This is a genomic window from Streptomyces sp. NPDC048507, from assembly GCF_043199995.1.
Taxonomy (GTDB): domain Bacteria; phylum Actinomycetota; class Actinomycetes; order Streptomycetales; family Streptomycetaceae; genus Streptomyces.
In genome coordinates this window covers 259565-277551 of the sequence record NZ_JBICWZ010000001.1, presented here as the reverse complement: position 1 = coordinate 277551, position 17987 = coordinate 259565, and the positions used below count along the sequence as shown (strand labels likewise).

At 73.4% G+C, this 17987-nt stretch carries 16 protein-coding genes; 5 read left to right on the top strand and 11 right to left on the bottom strand.

Annotated features, from left to right (window positions below):
- Nucleotides 1-8 precede the first annotated feature (8 nt).
- On the top strand, nucleotides 9-608 hold the full coding sequence (idi, locus tag ACGFXC_RS01270) for an isopentenyl-diphosphate Delta-isomerase (RefSeq protein WP_393708307.1): 600 nt from the start codon (nucleotides 9-11) through the stop codon (nucleotides 606-608).
- A gap of 66 nt (nucleotides 609-674) precedes the next feature.
- On the opposite strand, the gene ACGFXC_RS01265 is transcribed toward idi, so the two are convergent.
- Nucleotides 675-1205 (bottom strand): ATP-binding protein, encoded by a 531-nt coding sequence (locus ACGFXC_RS01265; RefSeq protein ID WP_393708305.1) that lies wholly within the window; start codon nucleotides 1203-1205, stop codon nucleotides 675-677.
- 94 nt (nucleotides 1206-1299) lie between these two features.
- Nucleotides 1300-1977 (bottom strand): HdeD family acid-resistance protein, encoded by a 678-nt coding sequence (locus ACGFXC_RS01260; protein WP_393708304.1) that lies wholly within the window; start codon nucleotides 1975-1977, stop codon nucleotides 1300-1302.
- A gap of 92 nt (nucleotides 1978-2069) precedes the next feature.
- Here ACGFXC_RS01260 and ACGFXC_RS01255 point away from each other — a divergent pair, with 92 nt between their 5' ends.
- Complete coding sequence (locus ACGFXC_RS01255; protein WP_393708303.1) at nucleotides 2070-2927, top strand: enoyl-CoA hydratase/isomerase family protein; 858 nt, start codon at nucleotides 2070-2072, stop codon at nucleotides 2925-2927.
- Here the strand turns inward: ACGFXC_RS01255 and ACGFXC_RS01250 are convergent.
- Together ACGFXC_RS01250 and ACGFXC_RS01245 are read right to left on the bottom strand one after the other, a co-directional pair.
- Nucleotides 2840-3481: a DJ-1/PfpI family protein gene (locus ACGFXC_RS01250; RefSeq protein WP_393708302.1), complete on the bottom strand. Its 642-nt coding sequence runs from the start codon at nucleotides 3479-3481 to the stop codon at nucleotides 2840-2842. The two genes, ACGFXC_RS01255 and ACGFXC_RS01250, sit on opposite strands and share 88 nt — an antisense overlap.
- A gap of 92 nt (nucleotides 3482-3573) precedes the next feature.
- Entirely contained in the window at nucleotides 3574-4533 is a 960-nt protein-coding gene (locus ACGFXC_RS01245; protein ID WP_393708300.1) for a GlxA family transcriptional regulator, read from the bottom strand.
- 123 nt (nucleotides 4534-4656) lie between these two features.
- On the opposite strand from ACGFXC_RS01245, the gene ACGFXC_RS01240 reads away from it, so the two are divergent.
- The gene (locus tag ACGFXC_RS01240; RefSeq protein ID WP_393708298.1) at nucleotides 4657-6294 is read left to right on the top strand and encodes an ABC-F family ATP-binding cassette domain-containing protein; all 1638 of its coding nucleotides are present in this window, start codon (nucleotides 4657-4659) and stop codon (nucleotides 6292-6294) included.
- A gap of 37 nt (nucleotides 6295-6331) precedes the next feature.
- Here the strand turns inward: ACGFXC_RS01240 and ACGFXC_RS01235 are convergent, their stop codons facing one another.
- The 5 genes from ACGFXC_RS01235 to ACGFXC_RS01215 all read right to left on the bottom strand — a co-directional run bounded on the left by ACGFXC_RS01235 (nucleotide 6332) and on the right by ACGFXC_RS01215 (nucleotide 12512).
- Complete coding sequence (locus tag ACGFXC_RS01235) at nucleotides 6332-7117, bottom strand: SDR family NAD(P)-dependent oxidoreductase (RefSeq protein ID WP_393708296.1); 786 nt, start codon at nucleotides 7115-7117, stop codon at nucleotides 6332-6334.
- 7 nt (nucleotides 7118-7124) lie between these two features.
- The gene (locus ACGFXC_RS01230) at nucleotides 7125-8324 is read right to left on the bottom strand and encodes an MAB_1171c family putative transporter (protein ID WP_393708294.1); all 1200 of its coding nucleotides are present in this window, start codon (nucleotides 8322-8324) and stop codon (nucleotides 7125-7127) included.
- On the bottom strand, nucleotides 8314-8820 hold the full coding sequence (locus tag ACGFXC_RS01225; protein WP_393708293.1) for a hypothetical protein: 507 nt from the start codon (nucleotides 8818-8820) through the stop codon (nucleotides 8314-8316). The genes ACGFXC_RS01230 and ACGFXC_RS01225 overlap by 11 nt, the downstream gene beginning before the upstream one ends.
- Before the next feature lie 254 nt (nucleotides 8821-9074).
- On the bottom strand, nucleotides 9075-11570 hold the full coding sequence (locus tag ACGFXC_RS01220; RefSeq protein ID WP_393708291.1) for a Tex family protein: 2496 nt from the start codon (nucleotides 11568-11570) through the stop codon (nucleotides 9075-9077).
- A 78-nt stretch (nucleotides 11571-11648) separates the two neighbouring features.
- Nucleotides 11649-12512, bottom strand: coding sequence for a hypothetical protein (locus ACGFXC_RS01215; RefSeq protein WP_393708289.1), 864 nt, complete (start codon nucleotides 12510-12512; stop codon nucleotides 11649-11651).
- A gap of 329 nt (nucleotides 12513-12841) precedes the next feature.
- Here ACGFXC_RS01215 and ACGFXC_RS01210 point away from each other — a divergent pair, with 329 nt between their 5' ends.
- On the top strand, nucleotides 12842-14347 hold the full coding sequence (locus ACGFXC_RS01210) for a M1 family metallopeptidase (RefSeq protein ID WP_393708287.1): 1506 nt from the start codon (nucleotides 12842-12844) through the stop codon (nucleotides 14345-14347).
- Between the two features lie 34 nt (nucleotides 14348-14381).
- Here the strand turns inward: ACGFXC_RS01210 and ACGFXC_RS01205 are convergent, their stop codons facing one another.
- On the bottom strand, nucleotides 14382-15272 hold the full coding sequence (locus tag ACGFXC_RS01205) for an oxygenase MpaB family protein (RefSeq protein ID WP_393708286.1): 891 nt from the start codon (nucleotides 15270-15272) through the stop codon (nucleotides 14382-14384).
- Nucleotides 15273-15478: 206 nt separating this feature from the next.
- Between ACGFXC_RS01205 and sph the strand changes: the two genes are divergently transcribed.
- Nucleotides 15479-16468: a sphingomyelin phosphodiesterase gene (sph, locus tag ACGFXC_RS01200; RefSeq protein WP_393709568.1), complete on the top strand. Its 990-nt coding sequence runs from the start codon at nucleotides 15479-15481 to the stop codon at nucleotides 16466-16468.
- Nucleotides 16469-16725: 257 nt separating this feature from the next.
- On the opposite strand, the gene ACGFXC_RS01195 is transcribed toward sph, so the two are convergent.
- Nucleotides 16726-17949, bottom strand: coding sequence for a helix-turn-helix domain-containing protein (locus tag ACGFXC_RS01195; RefSeq protein ID WP_393708284.1), 1224 nt, complete (start codon nucleotides 17947-17949; stop codon nucleotides 16726-16728).
- Nucleotides 17950-17987 lie beyond the last annotated feature (38 nt).

Below are 17987 nucleotides of genomic sequence, written 5' to 3'. Positions count from 1 at the left end.
GGATGGGTATGCCGACCACACCAGCCACCGACGCGGGCAGCGCGTCCGCCGGCACCGGAACTCAGGAATCGATCATGCTCGAACTGGTCGACGAGTCCGGCAACACCATCGGCACCGCGGAGAAACTCTCCGCGCATCAGGCGCCCGGCCTGCTGCACCGGGCGTTCTCCGTGTTCCTCTTCGACGAGCGGGGCCGTCTGCTCCTCCAGCAGCGCGCCCTCGGGAAGTACCACTCCCCCGGCGTCTGGTCGAACACCTGCTGCGGCCACCCCTACCCCGGCGAGTCCCCGTTCGCGGCGGCGGCCCGGCGCACCCACGAGGAGCTGGGCCTGTCGCCCTCGCTGCTCGCGGAGGCGGGGACGGTGCGCTACAACCACCCGGACCCGGCCTCCGGGCTGGTCGAGCAGGAGTACAACCACCTGTTCGTGGGACTGGCGCAGTCGGATCCTTCGCCGGATCCGGAGGAGGTCGGCGACACGGCCTTCGTCACGGCCGAGGAGCTGGCGAAGCAGCACGCCGAGGTGCCGTTCTCGGCCTGGTTCATGACGGTGCTGGACGCGGCGCGGCCCGCGATCCGCGAGCTGACCGGCGACGCGGCGGGCTGGTAGGAGCGGGCTGGTAGGAGCGGGCGGCCGGGCCCGGCCCGGCCGCGGCGGCGCCGCGGTCCCCGCCCCTCAGGGCGCGGGGGCCGGAGCGGCGAGCGGGAGGGCGGCCCAGATCACCTTGCCGCCGGTCGAGGTGTGCTCGACGTCGCAGACGCCGCCGGCCTCCCGGGTGATCTCTCGGACCAGCAGCAGGCCCCGGCCGCCGGTCTGGCCGAAGTCGGCCTCCAGCGCCTTGGGCCGGTACGGGTGGTTGTCCTCGACGGCGACCCGCACCCACTCGCGGCCCACCGCGACCTCGACGGCCACCTCCGGGGAGAGCAGGGCCGCGTGCCGGACCGAGTTCGTCACCAGTTCGGAGACGATCAGCAGCAGGGAGTACACCAGGTCCTGCGGGGCGGGCACCCCCTGGCGGCCGAGCAGGTCGCGGACCGCTCGGCGGGCCTGCGGAACGGATTCTTCTACCGCGGGCGCGGTGAAGCGCCACACCCCCTCGTAGGCGAGGGGGTCCGCCGGAGCCGGCGCCTCACCCTCCCTGGCTGGCGGGACGCTCCCGCTGTCGTTCATCTTCCGGCCCCCGTCTTCACGCTCGATCGTCTCCACGTGCCAAGAGTGGGGAAGGCGCTGGTCCGGACCGCGTCGCTGACCAGAAGTCAGCGTCAATCGGACACTTTCTGACCATTGGCGTATGACAGAGTCAGTTGTTCGACTGCTTCTGATCCGATGCAGGCCTCTTCCCGGCCGTCTCCCGGACCCCGTCCGCCACGCCCGGCCCGGCCGTCCCGTCATCCCCGCCGACCAGGCCGAGGACGCGCCGGGCGCCCATTCCCAGCGCCACCAGGCTCAGCCCGTCGAACAGCAGGGCGAGCGAGAAGAAGGTGCCGATGACGTACAGGCTGTTGCCCGGCCAGTTGGACAGGATCAGGATCCCGAGCAGGACCCCGAAGGCGCCCTGGACCAGGGCCAGCCCGAAGTTGGTGCCGCGCACGACCAGCGCGCCGACGAGACGGAACAGCCCGCCGGTCAGGAACAGCAGCGCGGCGAACATGGTGAGCGCCTCGGCGCTCGCCTCGGGGCGCCGCAGGATCACGAACCCGGCGGCGAGGTTGATCGCGGCGACGATGACGGCGAGCCAGAAGTAGTTGCTCCCCCGCGACTGCACGGCCTGCGCCAGGCCCACCACACCGCCGATCAGCAGCAGCCAGCCGAAGAGGAACATCGAGGTCAAGGTGGCCACGCCCGTATAGACCAGGCCCACCAGGCCCGCCAGTACGAGGATCACCCCGAGCAGGGCCAGCAGCCCGAAGCTGCGCCCCAGCTTCTTCTTGTCCCGCCCGGTGCGCGGGTCGGTACGGCCGGTACGGTCGGCGCCCATGGGCGTGCCACCTTTCAGCACCCCCCTCGGCACCCCCCGCTGACGGACTCCCCTTGATCATAGGATCGGCTGCCCGGGATAGCATCCGGCGCATGGACGCAGCCCTCCGCTCCACCGTCACCGACGGCGTGGCCACCGTCGTCATCTCCCACCCCGCCAAGCGCAACGCCATGACCGCCGCGATGTGGCGCGCCCTGCCGCGGCTGCTGCCCGGCCTCGCCGCCGATCCGGCCGTACGGGTCCTGGTGCTGACCGGGGAGGGCGCGACCTTCTGCGCGGGCGCCGACATCTCCTCCCTCACCGGCTCCCCGACCGGCGCGGACGATCCGCAGGCGCTGGCGGTGGCCGCCGAGGAGGCGCTCGCCGCCTTCCCCAAGCCGACGCTGGCGGCGGTCAAGGGCTTCTGCGTGGGCGGCGGGAGCCAGCTGGCGGCCGCCTGCGACCTGCGGTTCGCGGAGGAGGGCGCCTCCTTCGGGGTGACCCCGGCGAAGCTGGGCATCGTCTACCCGGCCTCCTCCACCCGGCGGCTGGCCTCGGTGGTCGGCCCGGCCTGGGCCAAGTACCTGCTGTACTCGGCGGAGCTGATCGGCGCGGAGCAGGCGCTGCGCGCCGGCTTCCTGCACGAGCTGCTGCCGGCCGGCCAACTCGACAAGCGGGTGGCGGAGTTCACCCGGATCCTGACCGCCCGCTCGCAGCTGACGCAGGCCGCGGCGAAGGAGTTCGCGGACGGCCGCACGGACCGGGACGCCCACTGGGCGGGGCAGGCGGCCGCGAGCGGCGACACCGCGGAGGGCGTCGCCGCGTTCCTGGAGCGGCGGCCGCCGCGGTTCGGCTGGCCGTCCGTGGATCAGGCCGTCGCGGGTCAGGCACGATCCGGAAGAGACGGCCCGGCCGCGCGCAGGCGGGCGACGAGTGCGGACGGGGCCTTTTCGGGGGAACCGGCGTCGTAGGGCGGCTGCGGGTCGTACTCGCACATCAGCTGCACGGTCTGGGCGTACTCGTCCCCGGCGATCTTCCCGAGCAGGCCCAGGCCCATGTCGATGCCGGAGGACACCCCGGCGGCGGTCACGTACTTGCCGTCGTAGACCACCCGCTCCCCGGTGGGGCGGGCGCCGAAGCCGGTCAGCCGGTCGAGGTAGAGCCAGTGGCTGGTGGCCCGGCGGCCCTCCAGCAGCCCGGCGGCGGCCAGCAGGAGCGAGCCGGTGCAGACGGAAGTGGTCCAGGTGGTGGTGGCGTCGACGGCCCGCAGCCAGTCGAGGACGGCCGGGTTCTTCATCTCCTCCTCGGGGTGCGGTCCGCCGGGGACGATGACCACGTCCGGCCGCGTGACCTCGTCGAGCCCCTTGTCGGCGACGAGCGCGAGGGCCCCGTTGTCGGTCCGGACGGGCCCGGGGCGCTCGGCGACGAAGACGGTCCGCGCGCCCTGGAGCCGGCCGAGGGTGTCGAAGGGCCCGATGGCGTCGAGGGCGGTGAAACGGTCGTAGAGCAGTACGGCGATCTGCATGGCTCCTCCGGAGCGCTCGCTGGAACGGCCCCGGCGGGAGGTTCCCGCCGGACCGGGTACGGATGCCCCACCGGGGCGGCGGACGCCCCGGCCTACGGGCCGAAGCGGCGGCGGTACTCCGCCGGGGGCTGGCCGAGGTGGCGGGCGAAGGCGCGGCGCAGGGCCTCGGGGGTGCCGTAGCCGCAGGACCGGGCGATCTGTGCCACCCCTTCCCCGCCCTCCTCCAGGAGCCGGCGCGCGTGTTCCACCCGCACCCGCTCCACGTACCGCCCCGGCGTCACGCCCGTCTCCGCCCGGAAGGCCCGCGCGAAGTGCCGCGGCGACAGTGCCGCCCGAGCGGCGAGGGCCTCCACGCTCAGGTCCCCGCCGGGGTGCTCGGTGATCCACTGCTGGACGTCCCGCAGCGGTTCGCGCCGGGCGGTCTGCGCCGCCAGCTGCGCGCTGAACTGCGCCTGGTTGCCCGGGCGGCGCAGGAACACCACCAGGTGGCGGGCGATCAGCAGCGCCACGTCCCGCCCGAGGTCCTCCTCCACCAGCGCCAGCGCCAGGTCGATCCCGGCGGTGACCCCGGCCGAGGTGGCGACCGGGCCGTCCCGGACGTAGATGGGGTCCGCTTCCACCGACACCCGCGGGTAGTCCCGCGCCATCCCCGCGCAGGCGTCCCAGTGCGTCGTCGCCCGCCGTCCGTCGAGCAGCCCCGCCTCGGCGAGCAGCAGTCCGCCGGTGCACACCGAGACCAGGCGCTCCGCGCGTCCCCCGTGCGTACGGAGCCAGTCGGTCAGCCGGGGCTCGAAATCGGCGCGGTAGCGGCCCCCGGGGACCAGCAGCGTGGTCCCGGGGCCCGGCCGGGCGCTCTCCAGGTCCCCGTCGGGGACCAGGGCCAGCCCGCTGCCCGTCCGGACCGGGGCCCCGCCCGGGGACACCGTGCGGATCGCGTACCCGCCGTCACCGCCGGGGCACCGCCGGGCGCCGTCGAAGACCTCGACCGGGCCGGTGACGTCCAGGCTCTGCACCCCGTCGTAGAGGACGACCAGCACGTTTCGCAGTGGCATGGCTCCATGGTGTGACGCGGAGGCGGTGGCCGCAATGACGGCTGTCCCACCTATTCGGCCACGGGAGCGGACCGCACCGGGCGGAGCGGGACGCCCGTGGGGCGCGGATAGGATCGGGGCATCATGACTGCAACCCTCGTCGCCAAGAACCTCACCGCCGCGCACGGTGAGCGCACGCTGTTCGCCGATCTCGACCTCGTCGTCGCGCCCGGCGACGTCATCGGACTCGTCGGCGTCAACGGCGCCGGGAAGTCGACCCTGCTGCGGATGCTCGCCGGGCTGGACGCCCCGGAGACCGGTGAGCTGCGACTCTCCCCGCCGGGCGCGGCCGTCGGGCACCTCCCGCAGGAGCCCGAGCGGCGCCCCGGCGAGTCGGTGCGCGAGTTCCTCGCCCGCCGTACCGGGGTCGCGGCGGCGCAGGCCGCGCTCGACGAGGCCACGCAGGGCCTGGTCGACGGCACCCCGGGCGCCGACGACGCGTACGCGGACACCCTCGACCGCTGGCTGGGCCTCGGCGGCGCCGACCTGGACGAGCGGGCCCAGGAGGTCGCGGACGAGCTGGGTCTGTCCGTGGGCCTGGACCTGCCGATGGCCGCCCTCTCCGGCGGGCAGGCGGCCCGGGCCGGGCTCGCCTCGCTGCTGCTGTCGCGGTACGACGTGTTCCTCCTCGACGAGCCCACCAACGACCTGGACCTGGCCGGCCTGGAGCGGCTGGAGCAGTTCGTGAAGGGGCTGCGCGCGGGCACGGTCGTCATCAGCCACGACCGCGAGTTCCTGACCCGCACGGTCACCAAGGTCCTCGAACTCGACCTGGCCCAGCAGCAGATCAACCTCTACGGCGGCGGCTACGCGTCCTACCTGGAGGAGCGCGAGCGGGCCCGCGGCCACGCCCGCGAGGAGTTCGAGGAGTACGCGGGCAAGAAGGCGGCCCTGGAGGGCCGGGCCCAGATGCAGCGCAACTGGATGGACAAGGGCGTGCGCAACGCCCGCCGCAAGGCGGGCGACAACGACAAGATCGGCAAGAACCTGCGCGGGGAGTCCAGCGAGAAGCAGGCCGCCAAGGCCCGGCAGACCCAGCGCGCGATCGAGCGGCTGGACGTCGTCGAGGAGCCGCGCAAGGAGTGGGAGCTGCGCATGGAGATCGCGGCGGCCCCGCGCTCCGGCTCGGTCGTCGCCACCCTGCGCGAAGCGGCCGTGCGGCGGGGGGACTTCTCCTTCGGCCCGGCCAGTCTGCAGATCGACTGGGCGGACCGGGTCGCGATCACCGGCGCCAACGGCGCGGGCAAGTCCACCCTGCTGTCGGTCCTGCTGGGCCGGCTCGCCCCGGACTCGGGGGCTGCCACGCTCGGTTCGGGCGTACTGGTCGGCGAGGTGGACCAGGCGCGCGGGCTGTTCCTCGGTGACGAGCCGCTGCTGGAGGCCTTCTGCGCCGCCGTTCCGGACACCGAGCCGGCCGAAGTGCGCACACTGCTGGCCAAGTTCGGCCTGAAGGCGACACACGTGCTGCGCCCGGCGGCGACCCTCTCCCCCGGCGAGCGCACCCGCGCGGCACTGGCTCTGCTCCAGGGCCGCGGGGTGAACCTGCTCGTCCTGGACGAGCCGACCAACCACCTCGACCTGCCCGCGATCGAGCAGCTGGAGGCGGCGCTGGAGACCTACGAGGGCACGCTGCTGCTGGTCACGCACGACCGTCGCATGCTGGACGCGGTCCAGGTGACCCGCCGCCTGGAAGTGGCGGACGGCAAGGTCACGGAGCTTTAGGGACCGCGGCGGCGGGAGCGGGGCCCGGGGGCCGGTGTCAGCCGGTCCGGACCTCCGCCGGCGCGCGGCGGGTCCGGGCCATCCGCTCGGCCACGAAGCGGCGCGGGAGGTGCCGGACGGCGAGCGCGTACGCCTGGTAGTGGCGGCCGGTGACGCTGAGCGGGCGGCGCCGGGCGAGGTCGCGCAGCGCCTTGGCGACGACCGCCCCGGGCTCCAGCCAGACCGCGTCGCGCAGGGCGCTGACGTCCATTCCGGCACGCTGCTGGAACTCGGTCCGGGTGAAGCCGGGGACCACGGCCAGCACCCGCACCCCGTAGGGCTCCATGTCCACCCGCAGGGATTCGCTGAAGGCCGTGAGCCAGGCCTTCGCCGCCCCGTAGGTGCCGGTGGGCAGCAGGCCCGCGACGGAGGAGACGTTCAGGACGGCGCCCCGGCGGCGCTCGCGCAGGCCGGGCAGCAGGGCGTGGGTGAGCCGGAGCGGGACCTTCACGAGCAGGTCCAGCATCCGTTCCTCGTCCGCGACCGGGTTGTACGGGAAGGGCGCGGGCAGCCCGAAGCCGGCGTTGTTGACCAGCATGTCCACGGGCCGGGTGCGGTCGGCGAGCCGCGCCTCGACGGCCGCGCACTGTTGCGGCTCCAGCAGGTCGGCGGCCAGCACCTCGCAGGAGGCGCCGAACTCCCGGCCGAGGTCCGCGGCCACGGCTTCCAGGCGGGCCTTGTCCCGGGCGACGAGGACGAGGTCGCAGCCCTTGGCGGCGAAGCCGCGGGCGAAGGCGGCGCCGAGGCCGGCGCTGGCCCCGGTGATCAGAACGGTGGTGGGCACGTGCGGGTCACTTCCTGTGCGGTGCGGCGGGGGTGAAGGCGGTGGTCCGGGGGGAGGCGTAGGCCTGGGCGACGTCCACCAGGAAGCGGGTCTCCTCCGCCAGCCCGCCACCCTCCTCGCCGGCCTGCAGCGCGGACGGCAGGTCCAGGGAGGTGCCCTGGCCCGGCTGTCCGGGCAGCCCGGCCAGCTTCGCCCGCCGCGCCTCCTTCAGTACGCAGGCCAGCGCGGCCGCCGCGCGACGCCGGTCGGGTACACCGCTGCCGGCGACGTGGCTGCGGGCCAGGTCCGGCACGTCCGGGGACACGTACTCCCCGAGGATCAGGATCGCATCGCGGGTCTCGATCACCTTGCGGTAGACGAGCAGGTTGCGCGGTACGGGCGGCCACAGCAGTTCCAGCACCCGGCCGGTGCGGGGTTCGGACAGGACCACGTGCGGAACGGCCTGGACGAGGTCCCGCCACAGGGGCCACAGGCGCCAGGCGGTGGCGACGTCGGTGGTGGTGCGGCGCAGCACGAACAGGGTGGGCACGAGGATCGCGGCGGCGCGCAGCAGCCCGTGCAGGTTCATCATCAGCGGCAGGGCGGGCATCGCCCAGGCGCTGCCGAACAGGGCTTTGAGCAGGTACGCGAACCAGAACAGGCCGGCCAGCGCGGTGCCCAGGCCGAACAGCCGCAGCCCGGCCGCCAGGCCCCGGCTCTCGGTGCGCCGGCCGTAGCGCCAGCAGACGTACACGCAGACGGTGTTGGCGATGAGGTGGGCGCTGATCAGGACGAGCCAGTACGCGAGGGAGGGCACGGGCGGCCCGGCGGGCGGGATGGTGTGCGTGCCGTGACCGGGGGCGGCGGCGTCCAGGGCGACGAGGGCGCCGAGCCACAGGACCGTACCGGCCCGGGCGGCGAGCTGGAGGCGGCGGCCGCGGGTGGCGGCGGCGACGAAGTAGAGGACGGCGCCCGCCGACAGGACCCCGATGAGGTTGCGGACGAGGCCGACGGCGTGCGCGTAGCCGGGGGTGCGGTGCGTGGCGTACGCGACGACGTCGGGCAGGTTCAGGGTCATGGCCGCGGCGGCGGTGGCGACGGCCAGCCACAGACCGCGCTGCTGCGGGGAGCGCAGGGCGCCGGGGGCCCGCAGCAGGACGGCGGCCCACAGGAAGATCACGCTGGGGACGGCGAGCCAGTCCCCGAGGGCGGTGAGCTCAGCCGCCATCGCGCGGTCCCCGCTCGTACCCCATGGCGGATTCCAGGCGGGCCAGGGCGCCGCGCGGCGCGGGGGCCGCGTGCGGGTGGCCGGAACCGGCGGTGCGGATGCGGATCATGCTGGCGAGCAGCTCCGCCTCCTGCTCCTGGCGGCTGGTGTAGTTGGTGCGGCCGAGGATGACGGGCGCGCGGCCGTCGTTCTCCGCCCCCTCGACGGAGTGGTGGCCGAAGAGGATGTGGCCGAGCTCGTGGAGCACGATGTGCTCCCGGTGCAGGGGGGTGGTCTGGGCCTCGTAGAAGACGTAGTCCACGGTTTCGGTGCCCACCCACAGCCCGCAGACGCCGGATTCGGCGGCCTCCCGGGGCAGCGGGTGCAGCCGGATCGGGCGGCCGCGCTGCTCGGCCAGCCGCGCGCACAGCGCGTCGAGGGAGAACGGGTGCGTCAGGTCCAGGTGACCGAGAATCACCTCGCACCGTTTGCGCAGGCTGAGATTCCGGTGGGGCATGTGTTCCCTCTGGGGCCCCTTCCTGGGGCAGCGTCGGTAGGCGTGCGTGGGCATCGGCATGGGGTCCTGTGCCTGGAGGCGGCCTCGGGAGGGGATCCTGAGGGGGGAGACGGCGGAAGCCCGTCCGCACTGCGAACGGGCGTTCCACCATCCCTACAGATCGTTCCCGCGGATTGGCAAGACGGCCCTCTCCGCGGGGTGCCGATCCGGCCACTTCTTCCGATCGCCCGGAATCATGCGTTCCGCATGGCGTCCTACGACCGCTTGCGGGGCTCCTGCGGTCCGGTGAGGCCGGCCCGGCGCAGGGCGTCGGCCATGGCGCTGTTGGCCGGGGCCGGGGCGCCGGAGCGCTGCCCGCCGCCTTGGGCGCCCTGACCGCCCTGACCGCCCTGCCGGCGGCCGTCCTGGGCGCCGCCGCGCGCGCCCTGGCCCTGGCCTTGGCCCTGGGCGCCGCCGCGCCGGCCCTGGCCGCTCCGGCCCTGGTCACCGCCGCGCTGCTGCGGCGGACGGCCGCCGCCGCCCGCGCGCCGCTCCTGGCGTTCCTCGCGCGGGCGCGGGGCACCCGCCTGCCGCTCGGCGTCGTCCTCCAGCCGCAGCGTCAGCGAGATCCGCTTGCGCGGGATGTCCACGTCCATGACCTTGACCCGGACGATGTCGCCCGGCTTCACCACGTCGCGCGGGTCCTTGACGAAGGTCTTGGAAAGGGCCGAGACGTGCGCCAGGCCGTCCTGGTGGACGCCGATGTCGATGAAGGCTCCGAAGGCGGCCACGTTGGTGACCACGCCCTCCAGGATCATCCCGGGGGCCAGGTCGCCGATCTTCTCCACGCCCTCCTTGAAGGTGGCCGTCTTGAAGGCGGGTCGCGGGTCGCGGCCCGGCTTCTCCAGCTCGCGCAGGATGTCGGAGACCGTGGGCAGGCCGAAGGCCTCGGTGACGAACTGCTCGGGCCGCAGGGACCGCAGGACGCCGGAGTTGCCGATCAGCGCGGCGACCTCGGTACCGGCCGTCTTGCCCATCGCGCGGACCACCGGGTAGGCCTCGGGGTGCACGCTGGAGAAGTCCAGCGGGTCGTCGCCGCCGCGGATGCGCAGGAAGCCCGCGCACTGCTCGTACGCCTTCGGTCCGAGACGGGCCACGTCCTTGAGGCCCTTGCGGCTGCGGAAGGGGCCGTTGGCGTCGCGGTGGGCCACGATGTTCTCGGCCAGGGTGCCGCTGATGCCCGAGACCCGGGAGAGCAGCGGCGCGGAGGCGGTGTTGACGTCGACGCCGACGCCGTTCACGCAGTCCTCGACGACCGCGTCCAGCGAGCGGGACAGCTTCGTCTCGGACAGGTCGTGCTGGTACTGGCCCACGCCGATCGACTTCGGGTCGATCTTGACCAGCTCGGCGAGCGGGTCCTGCAGCCGGCGGGCGATGGACACGGCCCCGCGCAACGAGACGTCCATGTCGGGAAGTTCCTGCGAGGCGAAGGCGGAGGCCGAGTACACCGAGGCGCCCGCCTCGGAGACCATCACCTTGGTGAGCTTCAGCTCGGGGTGGCGCGTGATGAGGTCCCCGGCGAGCTTGTCCGTCTCGCGGGAGGCGGTGCCGTTGCCGATGGCGACGAGATCGACCGCGTGCTCCCGGGCGAGGCGGGCGAGCGTGGCGAGGGAGGCGTCCCACTTGTTGGCGGGAACGTGCGGGTGGATCACCTCGGTGGCCACGACCTTGCCGGTCGCGTCGACGACGGCGACCTTGACGCCGGTGCGGAAGCCCGGGTCGAGCCCGAGCGTGGCGCGGGTGCCGGCGGGGGCGGCGAGCAGCAGGTCGCGCAGGTTGGCGGCGAAGACCCGTACGGCCTCGTCCTCGGCGGCGGCGCGCAGCCGGGTCCGCAGGTCGATGCCCAGGTGCACCTGGATCTTGGTGCGCCAGGCCCAGCGGACCGTGTCGGCCAGCCACTTGTCGCCGGGGCGGCCGCGGTCGGCGATGCCGAAGCGGCGGGCGACGAGGCTCTCGTACGTGGACGGGCCGGGCACCTCGGACGGCTCCTCGGGCTCCAGGTCGAGCGTGAGCACGTCCTCCTTCTCGCCGCGGAGCATCGCGAGGACGCGGTGGGAGGGCAGCGCGGTGAAGGGTTCGGCGAAGTCGAAGTAGTCGGCGAACTTGGCTCCGGCCTCCTCCTTGCCCTCGCGGACCTTCGCGGCGAGGCGGCCGCGGCTCCACATGCGCTCGCGCAGGTCGCCGATCAGGTCGGCGTCCTCGGCGAACTTCTCGGTGAGGACGGCGCGGGCGCCCTCCAGCGCCGCGGCGGCGTCGGCGACGCCCCTGTCCGCGTCGACGAAGGCGGCCGCGGCCGCGGCCGGGTCGGCGGACGGGTCGGCCAGCAGGGCCGCGGCCAGCGGTTCCAGACCGGCCTCGCGGGCGATCTGGGCCTTGGTGCGGCGCTTGGGCTTGAAGGGGAGGTAGATGTCCTCCAGCCGGGCCTTGGTGTCGGCCGCGTCGATCCGGGCCTGAAGGGCGTCGTCGAGCTTTCCCTGCTCCCGTACGGAGTCGAGGATCGCCGCGCGGCGGTCCTCCAGCTCGCGCAGGTAGCGCAGCCGCTCCTCCAGGGTGCGCAACTGGGCGTCGTCGAGCATCTCGGTCGCTTCCTTGCGGTAGCGCGCGATGAACGGCACGGTGGAGCCGCCGTCGAGCAGCTCGACGGCGGCCTTGACCTGCCGCTCCCGTACGCCGAGCTCCTCGGCGATCCTGCCTTCGATGGACATCGTCACTGTGCGGTCCCGCCTGCCTTCGTTTGCGTGGAAGGCTGCCAATTGTGGCAGGTGGCGGTGACGGACGGCGGGAGCCCCTCAGCCCTTTCCGTTGAGGTCCCGGGGGAAGGCGCCGGCGGCGAGGGCCTGGCGGACGAATCCGCCGCCCAGTTCGTGGAGCCGGGCGAGGCCCTGCGCGCCGAGGTGCTCGTACGGGCCCGCGTCGAGGCGGTCGGTCTCGCTCTCCAGGCGTTCGCGCAGCGCACGCCCCTGCTCGGTCAGCTCTCCCGCGCCGTCCAGGACGCCGCGGGCGCGCAGCCGGGCGGCGGCGGCGTCGAGGTCGGCCTGCTCCCAGCCGCGGATGGCCATGTCCCACTTCGGGGCCATGCCGCGGCCGGTGGCGGCGTGGCTGACCAGGGCCTCCACCGGATCGAGGCCGGTCAGCAGGAGCGCGGCCACGTGGCCGTCGCCGCGGTGCTCGCGCAGCAGGGTGGTGGCGTGCCACAGGCGCAGGTGCGCCTCCTCGGGGACGGGGAGGTCGGCGTGGGCGGCGTAGAGGGGGCGGCCGGGGCGCGCACACCCCTCGGTCGCGCGCAGGGCGAGGTCTGCGGCCTCGGCGAGCTCGGGCGAGGCGATGGTGTCGGGGCCCAGCAGGCGGCGCAGGGTGGTGTCGGCGGCGCGCAGCCGGGCGGCGAGGGCCTGTTCGGGGGTGATGGTCCGCCAGACGGCGGGCAGGTGCCGGGCGACGTGGTCGTGGCGGTAGTTGTAGAAGGTGGCGGTCACCGCGCCGGGGCCGACGGCGCCGAGGGCCGCGGAGCGGCTGGCGAGGTTGACGGCGACCCGGTGGGTGACGCCGAGGGCGGCGAACTCGGTGGCGAGGTCGGGCGAGAAGTAGATCGTGGAGTGGAGGGGGTTGACGGCGGCGTGCCAGGTGCGGCGGGCGGCGTGCGGAGGTAGCGTCATGCGCCGCAGGTTACCGACTGCTCAGTATGTCGGGTACCCCGGGCCGGGGCCCTTGGCCGGGGCGGGCGGGAGCGGCACTATCCGGTCAATGTGGCCCCGGGTGCACCCGGGGTCCGTACGGCCCCGGGCGCACCCGGGAGCGGCGGCGGCGCGGGCGCCCGCCGGGCACCCGCGCGGGCTGGAGCGGCTCCCGCCGGCGGTTCCTTTGCGGCCGGATGGCGATCGTGTGACACGAGGGGCCATGGACATGACGTGAGCGGCCAGGGGTGAATACGGTCGAACGACGAGACCCCGAACCGATCTGTCTCCCCTACCCCTTGGAGCTCTTCGTGCGCCGCAAAGTCATCGCCCCGAGCGTGCTCGCCGCCTCCCTGCTGCTGGTGATCCCGGCGTCGGCGGCCAGTGCCGGTCCGGGCGCGCCGGGTATCGGCGACCCCTACTACCCGGCCAGCGGGAACGGCGGCTACGACGTCTCCCACTACGACCTGCGCCTGCAGTACCAGCCCGCGACCGACCTGCTGGAGGGCACGGCCACCCTGCTGACCACCGCCAAGCAGGACCTGTCGCGCTTCAACCTGGACTTCGGCCTGAAGGTGAGCGAGGTCCGGGTCAACGGGGCCAAGGCGAAGTTCGCCACCTCCGGCACCCAGGAGCTGGAGGTGACCCCGGCCCAGCCGCTCCAGAAGGGCAAGCAGGCCAGCGTCGTCGTCAAGTACGCGGGCAAGCCCTCGGAGTTCAAGGTCGACGGCTGGTCCGCCTGGCAGCGCACCCCGGACGGCGGCATCGCGGCGCAGGAGCCCGACTCGGCGGCCTGGTGGTTCCCGAGCAACGACCACCCGCTGGACAAGGCCACCTTCGACGTGTCGGTCAACGTCCCGGACGGTACGCAGGCCATCAGCAACGGCGTGCTCCAGTCGCAGAGTTCCCGGCTCGGCTGGACCCGCTACAACTGGCGCTCCAACAAGCCGCAGGCCACGTACCTGGCCACCCTCGCCATCGGCAAGTTCGACATCACCACCGACAAGACGGCGAGCGGCCTGCCGGTCCTCAACGCGTACAGCAAGGACCTCGGCGACAACGACGGTGCGGCCCGCGCGAGCGTCGAGCGGACCACCGAGGTCGCGGAGTGGCTGGAGGGCGTGTTCGGTCCGTACCCGTTCAACGCGCTCGGGGGCTACGTCCCGAACGTGCCCTCCGGTTTCGCGCTGGAGACGCAGACCCGGCCGTTCTACAGCCCCCGGCAGTTCGCGAACGGCGCGAACGTCTCGGTGGTCGTGCACGAGCTGGCCCACCAGTGGTACGGCGACAGCGTGTCCGTCGACAACTGGAAGGACATCTGGGTCAACGAGGGCTTCGCCCGCTACAGCCAGTGGCTCTGGTCGGAGAAGGAGGGCGAGGGCACCGCTCAGGAACTCGCCGACTGGACCTACGCCTCCCGCCCGGCCGACGACCCGTTCTGGCAGGTCAAGCCCGGTGACCCGGGCGCCGAGAACCAGTTCCACGGAGCCGTCTACGACCGCGGCGCCATCGCCATCCAGGCGCTGCGCAACGAGATCGGCGACGAGAAGTTCTTCAAGATCCTCAAGGGCTGGCCGACCGAGCGCGCCTACGGGAACGCCAAGGTCGGGGACTTCGTGCGGTACGCGGAGAAGATCTCGGGCAAGCCGCTCGCGCAGCTTTTCGAGACCTGGCTCTACACCCCGGGCAAGCCCGCCTTCGCCCCGCCCGCCACGGCCAAGACCCCGGGCGCCCGCTCCCAGGCCCCGGCGAAGCCCGCCGTCGAGCCGAAGTCCTGGAAGAAGATCGCCGCGACCAACACCCTCCACGAGCACTGATCCGGCCCGGAGGGACGCACGCGCCGGTACCCCCTCAGCGGGTGCCGGCGCGCCGCCGTGCGCGGGCCTCGCGGGCGAGGGGGAGGTAGCGCAGCCGCTCGGGCAGCAGGGGTACCAGGACGCGCAGGAGCGTGCTCATCCGCCGCAGCCGGCGCTCCTGGGCGGGGGTCCACTCCAGGCCGAGGGCGGCCCGGGCGTCGGGCGGCAGGTAGCCGACGGTGACGAAGGCCCGGAAGCGCAGGTACGCCGTGCGCAGCAGCGGCCAGCCGATCCGCAGCAGCAGCCGCAGGACCGGGGAGGCGGTGTCGGGGCGCGGCACGTCGGTGTCGGTGGCGAGCAGTTCGCGGGCCACCTTCGTCGGCTCGATCTCCTCGGCCAGCATCCGGTGGTAGTAGGGCCAGAACTCCTCGACGGTCTGCGGCATGTCCCGGTCGCGCAGTCCCAGGATGCGGCCCACCTGGAGCCACTCGCGGTACAGCTGCCGTTCCTGGGCCGGGGTGACGCGGCGGAAGAGGTAGCGCCCGGAGTGGAGGGCGACGGGGAAGCCCGTGGCGTGCACCCACGCGTAGCAGGCCGGGTCCAGGGAGTGGTAGCGGCGCCCCCGGGTGTCGGTGCCCCGGATCTCCTTGTGCAGCCGGCGCACCCGGCGGCCCTCCTCGGCGGCCCGCTCGCCGCCGTACACCCAGAGCATGACCGAGCGCAGCGAGCGTTCGCCGCGGCCCCAGGGGTCGGTGCGGAAGACGGAGTACTGGTCGACGCCGGCGCCGACGGCGGGGTGGGCGACCTGGAGGGTGAAGGCGGCGGGCAGGGTCAGCAGCGAGCGGACGTCGCCGGCATTGGTCCACAGCACCCCGCCGGGCGGGGGCGGCTCCGGGTCGCGGCCGCGCCGTACGGCGGCCGCTCCGGCGGTGTCGGTGCTGCTCATGCCTGCTCCCCCGGTCGTGCCCCGCGCGCCTCGCGGTCCCCCCATTATCGCCCCCTGCGCCCGACCGGCCGGTCCGGCCGTCAGCGGGCCCGCCCCACGTTGTCGTGGCACGGACAGAAAGTCTTGTCATGGGTGTTACCCCGAAGTAACCGCGGCTGCTTGGATGACGGCGTCGATCTTCCCCCGCAGGAATGACGGAGACCTTCATGCTGCTCACCCCGAACCGCCGCAACCGGGCCGCCGCCACGGCCGTCGCGGCGATCGCCGCCGGCACGCTGGCCCTCGCCGCCGCGCCCGCGGCCACCGCCGCCGAGGCCGGCGCGACCCCCCGGCTCAGCGTCCTGACGTACAACACGTTCCTGATGAGCAAGAACCTCTACCCCAACTGGGGCCAGGACCACCGGGCCGCCGAGATCCCCAAGGCGTCGTTCTTCCAGGGCCACGACGTGGTGGTCCTCCAGGAGGCCTTCGACAACGGCGCCTCGGACGCGCTGAAGGCGAACGCCGCCGCGCAGTACCCGTACCAGACCCCGGTCGTGGGCCGCAGCAAGAGCGGCTGGGACGCGACGGGCGGCTCCTACTCCGCCACCACCCCCGAGGACGGCGGCGTCACGGTCCTCAGCAAGTGGCCGATCGTGCGCAAGGAGCAGGTGGTCTACAAGGACGCCTGCGGCGCCGACTGGTGGTCCAACAAGGGCTTCGCCTACGTGGTGCTGAACGTCAACGGCACCAAGGTGCACGTCGTCGGCACCCACGCCCAGTCCACCGACCCGGGCTGCGGCGCGGGCGAGGCGGCGGAGATGCGCGCCCGTCAGTTCCGGGCCATCGACGCCTTCCTGGACGCCAAGAACATTCCGGCGGCCGAGCAGGTGATCGTGACCGGCGACATGAACGTCGACTCGCGCAGCCCGGAGTACGCGAGCATGCTCGCCAACGCCGACCTGGCGGACGCGGACAGCCGCACGGGCCACCCGTACTCCTTCGACACCGCGCAGAACTCGATCGCGAACTACCGCTACCCGACGGACCCGCGCGAGGACCTGGACTACGTCCTGTACCGCAAGGGCAACGCCCGCCCGGCGAACTGGAACAACAACGTCGTCAAGGAGCAGTCGGCGCCCTGGACGGTCTCCAGCTGGGGCACCTCCTACACCTACTCCAACCTCTCGGACCACTACCCCCTGATCGGCTCCTGAGCTGCTGCGGAAGCAGATCACGTGGTCGAAGGTCTGGTTCGGCCTCACAGGCATCGACCCCGGCGCGAGTCTGACTGCTACCTCCGGGTGTACGACGCCGCCGGGACGCTGCGCCGCGGCTTCACCGCAGACATCTCGGCGGCCCTGATGAACGGTCAACACCGGCTGGGGCAGCCAGTGGTACGGCGTCGCGTGAGCAGCAGAATGCCCCCTCTCGCCTTCGGGCGGGAGGGGGCGCTTTCGTGCGTCCGCCTGCCTCAGTCGAGTTCCGCGAGCATGTCCACCAGCACCCGCCCCTCATGGGCCCCTTGGCGGAGCAGCAGCGCGCCGACCTTGTGCAGCTCCCCCCACGCGTGGGGACGGCCGATCTCGGAAGCGTCACGAATCACACCGAGCGCTGTCGTCAGGGCGGCTTCGGCCTCCCCGGCGCCCGCGTACGCATGGGCCAGGCAGGATCCGTACCAGGCCCGGTCTCGGCGGTAGGTCGGGGCGAACCCCGCCAGCCCCAGAGTCAGATGCTCGGCGGCGCTGCTCCAGTCCTTCAGGTGCAGGTCGGCCATACCGCGCTGCGCCGCGAACCAGAACTCGCCGTAGAAGTAGAGCCACGGCGGGGCATCGGTGGCGTTGGAGATGATCATCTGAGCTTCGTCCAGCCTGCGGTAGGCCTCGTCCCCGTCACCGGCGAGCGCGTGGCCACGGCCGGCCATCTGCACCGCCATGGCGCGCGTCGCCTCGCTCGCGCCCGCCGTGGACGCTGCCGCCTCGCCGAGCCGAACACAGCGGCGCCCGTTACCCTGCGACCAGGCCAGGTGGGCCTTCATGCTCATGGTCGTCGCGGCCATGTCTCCGTACCCGGATTCCAGTGCCCAGTCGTACGACCGGTCGAACCAGGCGAGGGCGACGGCCGCGTTGTCCTGGTCCTGCGCCATCCACGCGAGGAACTGGGCGTACTCGGCCATGACCTTCACGAGCCGGTCCGCGAGCGGCCCGCGCGCCGTCTCGTAGAGCCCGGAGATCGCCTCGAACTGCGCGGCGACCACGGAGTTCATGACCCGCGACCCCAGCGTGTCCTCGGCCCGTCGGTGCTCCGCCAGCAGGCGCTCCATCACCCCGATGGAGGGGGCATCGAGCCTCAGCCCCGTCGCGGTCACCTGCCGCAGCCGCGTAGCTTCCGGATCGACCACCACGCCAGGCAGGACCAGAGAGGGTAGCGGCATCTCCAGCTGTGTGCCGCCGAGAAGCAGTTCGGCCGGAACGCCGAGGCCCTCGATGATGCGCTGCCGGACCTCGACGGAGGTCACCTCGCGCCTCCGGTTCTCGATGGCGGAGACGTCCGGCTGCGCCAGGCCGACGAGCGCACCGAGCTTGCTCTGGTTGCTGCCGGTGATCCTCCGCCACGTCTTCAGCAGCGCTGGCCAATCCTCTGCCGCCGCGGCTGCCCGAAGGTCTGGGTGCACCCATACGTCGAGCTCAGACTCCATGCTCGAAATATAGGACGGCCCTATAGGACGCGGCAGTG